The sequence below is a fragment of the Nostoc sp. CHAB 5715 genome, assembly GCF_020829685.1.
GTDB lineage: Bacteria > Cyanobacteriota > Cyanobacteriia > Cyanobacteriales > Nostocaceae > Nostoc.
In genome coordinates, this window is the sequence record NZ_JAIVFR010000561.1 from 1 (window position 1) to 5,058 (window position 5,058).

Here is a 5,058-nt window from a genome sequence, read left to right on the forward strand (position 1 = left end):
AGTTATGGCAGCGGATGTGGAAGATTACCAAGAAATTCTCGGCATCAACGATCGCTTGCAACTAGCAACAGCATCGGAAATTTTGCAAAAACGAGTCAAGGAAAAATGGATGCTAGCGGGTGTCACTCTCATCGACCCTACAAGCATCACCATTGATGAAACTGTAAAATTACAGCCGGATGTAATTATTGAACCCCAAACTCATCTGCGGGGAAATACAGTGATTCAAACAGGAAGTCACATTGGGCCGGGAAGTTTAATTGAAAATAGCCACTTGGCTGAAAATGTCACGGTGCAGTATTCGGTGGTGACAAATAGCACTGTGCAGGTAGGAAGCCGAATTGGTCCCTATGCTCATTTGCGTGGTCAGGTAGAGGTCGGTGCTGATTGCCGTGTGGGGAATTTTGTGGAATTGAAAAATACTCAATTAGGCGATCGCACGAATGCAGCACATTTGTCGTATATAGGTGATAGCGTTGTTGGCAATCAGGTGAATATTGGTGCCGGTACAATTACTGCCAATTATGACGGCGTGAAGAAACATCGTACTAAAATAGGCGATCGGACAAAAACTGGAGCCAATAGCGTTTTAGTGGCTCCACTCACCTTGGGAGATGATGTCTACGTAGCTGCTGGTTCCACTGTTACAGAAGATGTGCCTAATGATTCTTTAGTAATTGCCCGTAGTCGTCAGATGGTGAAACCAGCTTGGCGCAAAAAGAGCCAATAAAGCGATAATTAAATCATCAGATTAGCTGATTCAACTAAAGGTAAAAGATGAGGAAAACAAAACAACTTACCGCGATTATTGAGCGTGAGGAAAAGGGCTATGTATCACTTTGTCCAGAATTAGATATTGCTAGCCAAGGTGACACTATCGAAGAAGCACGCAGTAATTTGGTTGAGGCATTGGAATTATTTTTTGAGACAGCTAACCCCTCTGAAATCCAAGATCGGCTAATTACAGAAGTCTTTATTACACGTCTAGAGGTAAGTGTTGGGTAAGCTGCGCGTTCTTTCGGGTGGGGAAGTGTGTCATTTCCAATTCGCAATTCGCAATACTTCGGCTACGCTCAGTACAAGTTCGCAATTAACAATACCCCACGCACGCCACTTGCTTTATGCAGGTGTTCCCGTCCACCGCAGTGGCTTATGAATGCGCTTGCTCTGAATAATGCACCCTTGTATCTTAATTATTTCACCGCTCAAGTACAATCAAATGGTTTGTATGGTTTTAGCTTGTCCCATTTGAGTAATCAGAGCAAGACAAACACAATTTAGTATGGAAGAACTGCTAGAACTGAGGCAATTTCTAGAACAAGGCAAAATCCATGAGGCGCTGCTGTTGGTGGATGAGTTAGAAGAAATGAGCCTCGGTGACAAAATCAATAAAATTGATAGTTATGGTGTAATTCTGCTCATCCATTTAATTAAACAAAAGGCCGAAAAACGTTCTACTCGCTCTTGGGATGTTTCGATAGAAAATACAGTCCGTGAAATCAACAAAATAAACAAGCGCCGCAAATCCGGTGGTTTTTACTTGAATCAAGCAGAATTAATGGATATTCTGGAACAAGGATATCAAGTGGCACTGAAAAGAGCGGCGCTAGAAGCTTTTGAGGGGCGTTATGAAGCCCAAGAATTGGCCGCAATGGTTGACCAGCAAGAAACTTTAGCCGAAGCGCTGAAACTGATTCAACAATAGCCGATCAGTTCGTTGCCAGTCCATTCCAAGGTGTCACCAATTTTTTCGCCGTTGTGGTAGGCGGCGAGTAAGATTTCGCTGGTTTTTCCCCAAGCGATCGCTCCACTAGCATCTAAGGCGATCGCTCCCAAATCCCGTTTGTTCTGGTGCGCTTCTCTAAAGGATCGCTGCATCGCCTCCTTCAAAGATATCCCATCAGTGACACGTACTACAATTCGGGGAGCTAAACACTCATCAATAATATCTTCGCCAATGCCAGTACAGCTAACACCAGCATTACTAGTAGCATAATTACCGGCTGGCATCGCAGAATCACTTACCCTGCCAATCCGCTCAAAGCCCTTACCACCAGTAGAAGTGCCAGCAGCTAGCCTACCAGATGCATCTAAAGCTACCACACCGATGGTTCCGCGTCCGGCATTGCTGGTTTCTACCAGTTCGGGTTCTGCTACCACGCCAGCCATTGCGCTTTTAAAATTATCCTGGCGCTCTTGTATCCACTCTTGTAACCGCAAATCAGTTAAAGCGTTATAGCTGGGAAGTTGCATTTCCCGCGCCAACTCAGCCGAACCGAAATCTGATAGCACTCGGTCTGGGGAGTTTTGTAAAAATTGTGCCAACTCAATGGGATTTTTCACCCGCGAAATATTAATTACACCACTAAACCGCCCTAATGCGCCATCCATCAGGGAAGCACTCATGCGGATTTGACCATCAGATTGTAGTACTGAACCAGTACCAGCATTAAAGCGGGGGTTATCTTCGAGCATTTGGCAACCATGCACCACCGCCTGTGAGGCAGTTGCTCCGCATAATAGTAGAGAATAGACTTCTTCTATTACTGTATGGAGCGATCGGCGCACCGCCTCCAATCCGCCTTTACCGTGGAGAGAACTACCAGCCCCCCCATGAATAATTAATTTAGGTTGCACCTGTAACTCCATTAATCTCTTGCGCTATTTGCGTCTGTGTTGCGGTTAGTTTCATTAGGGACTGGGGATTAGGGATTGGGTATTGGGAAGAATTCATTCCCCATTCCCCAGTTCCCAGTCCCCAGTCCCTTTAAGTTTTCGCTTCAGAACGGCGACGACGACAACGTTCTGAGCAGTATTTCACATCGTCCCAACAATCTTGCCACTTTTTACGCCATGTGAAAGGACGTTGACATACCGGACAGATTTTTGTCGGTAGGTCAGATTTAGAACGAACACGTCCCATATAAATGCTGTGTATATGAGAATTTGATTTCTGAGAGAGATGGAAAATAATTATAACCAGTTTGCTAGGAAGGGAGGAAACTTTCGGCGAACAAATGTGTTGTCAATCTATCTTTAGAATTATTTTTTTACCTATCTCTTACAGAACTTACGCACAAGCAATGGAAAAACGTAGACGCAAAGCGGCTTGCCGCAGGTTACCACAGAGGACGCAGAGAACACGGAGGAATGAGAGTTTGAAAGGTTTTTTGCGTAAGTTCTAGTCTAATTCAGAGGGTTATACTCCAAGAGTAAATGATCTAAAAGCTTAACTTCGTAAGGATTTAAATATGAAGCAGATGTTCCGAATTCCTGTAATTTGTGGTAAATAAAATCACGTTCAAATGTTTCAATACGTTCTTCTAAATCTCTATAGAGTTCCTGAAAGGTGAACTCAGTTGCTAAAGCTAAGGTAATTTGTTCTCGATTTTTACCAATTGACCGACCGTTGAATTGATAATCACCTTGAGAATGCTGGGTTAGTAGCCCAAGAGCGATCGCTAAAAGTAAAGTTTGATAAGCTAGTTTTAATTCCCTACCAGAACCAATTTCTTCTGGGATTAAATCGGGAATGTTTTCGTCTGGCTCAATTTGTTCGCTCTGAGTCCGCTCATAGCAGTCTCGATAATACTCAATTTGACTGAGAAAATAAGCCGGAAAGCCCAACGAACGAGTCAAAATACACAACCGTTTTACACAAAGCTGCCTGCACTAAGAATTATGACCAACTAAGGTCAACAACAAGCGGCTAACTACCCGATTATCTGGTAATTGATAAAAATTCAACTCTCCTCCTAGTTCCTGCATGAGGTTTTGACAGATTAGCAAATGTAAACCTGGTAGTTGGTCGAGTTTGCAAGGAGCAAGCACATCTTTGGGTGTATTATCATGTAATTCTGTTAATAGCTGTGGTTCGATCGCACCGTTGTATGTAATCGACAGTTCTAGCGATGTCTGATGATCAGTTTCTCCACTTGCAGAAGAATACTTTGTATCTGAGGATTTTGACGCATCCAAACGGCGACACCAAATATCAATTCTGCCGCCGGTTTGAGAACGGTTACAGGCATTAACTAATAATTCATGGATAACTAACTCAATTTTGACAATATCACCAGCGATCGCCATTGCGGATTGAGCGCTGGAGATAGGAACACCTCTGGCGAGTGAAGAATTCTTTGGCGATTGTTCTTCAATTTGTTGCCCCAAACCATGTACACCAATCCACAGCTTTTGGTATTTAAGTAAATTTTCAATGCGTTCGAGCGATCGCTTTAGTAAACTAGCTATGGGCATAGTTTCCCAACTTATATGTAACTGCCATTGCTCAAGTTTTAGCATTCCACTCATGGAGGCGGCTGTATGGTCTAATTGCCGCAGCAATAGCTCGTAGCGCATCTGAGTCAGTTCATTAGCAGGAATACCCAAGTCATGTATTTGTCTAAGGGATAGGGCCGTTATTCTTTGGATTTCCTCTAAGCGGCGATGTTTGTACCAGTTAAGTTGGCGTAAATCTTCTGTTGCGGATTCTAAAAGTTGGGTAATTTGCTTTTCACGACGCCACCAGGCTAATTGAGAAATCAGAGTTGTGGTCGCACTGAGGTTTTGTTCTGACCAGTGACGCTCTTGATAGTCTGCTAACAACACTACACCCGTAATTTCATAATCAGCATTAGTACGTAATGCCATCACCAAAATTTGACCTTTGTCTGGAGTATTCAACCATTTTCGAGTTTTGGAGGGTAAATTATCTACGTTTAAAGTCAGGTAACTTTCTGTGGCAAGTGCCCACTGAATTAGTGCCTCAGCCTGGATAGAAATAGATGCATCGGAAAAAAGCCCAAATAGGCTATTGTCAACCACTCCAGGGATAATTTCTGCCCAATTTTCACCAGGCGACCAGGATAGCAGTACCGCTAAGGGACAACCCAGAATCAATGCTATTTGTTCGAGTGCTGTACGTTCTAAATGTTTTTGTAGTTGCAGTTTCTCAACTCGCCCACAATCTCAACGAGGATATCTCTCTATCAGGATTATTTGGGTTTGTAGTTCTATTTATACCAGTTTGGTGGTCATGGATTGGCACCACATTCTATG

General features: G+C 43.4%; 6 protein-coding genes and 2 pseudogenes. 4 read left to right on the forward strand and 4 right to left on the reverse strand.

Going from position 1 to position 5,058, the window contains the following annotated elements; all coding sequences use genetic code 11:
- From LC574_RS26040 to LC574_RS26050, 3 genes are all read left to right on the forward strand, one after another.
- The coding region (locus LC574_RS26040; protein WP_267871680.1) for a DapH/DapD/GlmU-related protein at positions 1 to 730 on the forward strand (730 nt) is incomplete at its 5' end.
- Between the two features lie 47 nt (positions 731 to 777).
- A complete protein-coding gene (locus LC574_RS26045) occupies positions 778 to 1,005 on the forward strand; it encodes a type II toxin-antitoxin system HicB family antitoxin (protein WP_229456430.1) in 228 nt (75 codons plus the stop codon).
- Between the two features lie 277 nt (positions 1,006 to 1,282).
- Positions 1,283 to 1,705 (forward strand): DUF29 family protein, encoded by a 423-nt coding sequence (locus LC574_RS26050; protein WP_229456431.1) that lies wholly within the window; start codon positions 1,283 to 1,285, stop codon positions 1,703 to 1,705.
- Here the strand turns inward: LC574_RS26050 and LC574_RS26055 are convergent.
- From LC574_RS26055 to LC574_RS26070, 4 genes and pseudogenes are all read right to left on the reverse strand, one after another.
- Positions 1,696 to 2,649 (reverse strand): isoaspartyl peptidase/L-asparaginase, encoded by a 954-nt coding sequence (locus LC574_RS26055; RefSeq protein WP_229456432.1) that lies wholly within the window; start codon positions 2,647 to 2,649, stop codon positions 1,696 to 1,698. The genes LC574_RS26050 and LC574_RS26055 overlap by 10 nt on opposite strands.
- A gap of 118 nt (positions 2,650 to 2,767) precedes the next feature.
- Complete coding sequence (locus tag LC574_RS26060; protein WP_094341107.1) at positions 2,768 to 2,923, reverse strand: DUF2256 domain-containing protein; 156 nt, start codon at positions 2,921 to 2,923, stop codon at positions 2,768 to 2,770.
- A gap of 263 nt (positions 2,924 to 3,186) precedes the next feature.
- Positions 3,187 to 3,639, reverse strand: a complete 453-nt coding sequence (locus LC574_RS26065) for a hypothetical protein (protein WP_229456433.1) — start codon at positions 3,637 to 3,639, stop codon at positions 3,187 to 3,189.
- A gap of 33 nt (positions 3,640 to 3,672) precedes the next feature.
- Positions 3,673 to 4,935: pseudogene (locus LC574_RS26070) on the reverse strand (ATP-binding protein); the annotation flags it as partial.
- On the opposite strand from LC574_RS26070, the pseudogene LC574_RS26075 reads away from it, so the two are divergent.
- Positions 4,905 to 5,058: pseudogene (locus LC574_RS26075) on the forward strand (low temperature requirement protein A); the annotation flags it as partial. The pseudogenes LC574_RS26070 and LC574_RS26075 overlap by 31 nt on opposite strands.

What these genes read in the sequence shown, in the direction of transcription:
- LC574_RS26045 (WP_229456430.1), top strand. Translation starts at nt 778, where the DNA reads ATGAGGAAAACAAAACAACTTACCGCGATTATTGAGCGTGAGGAAAAG.
- LC574_RS26050 (WP_229456431.1), top strand. Translation starts at nt 1,283, where the DNA reads ATGGAAGAACTGCTAGAACTGAGGCAATTTCTAGAACAAGGCAAAATC.
- LC574_RS26055 (WP_229456432.1), bottom strand. Translation starts at nt 2,649, where the DNA reads ATGGAGTTACAGGTGCAACCTAAATTAATTATTCATGGGGGGGCTGGT.
- LC574_RS26060 (WP_094341107.1), bottom strand. Translation starts at nt 2,923, where the DNA reads ATGGGACGTGTTCGTTCTAAATCTGACCTACCGACAAAAATCTGTCCG.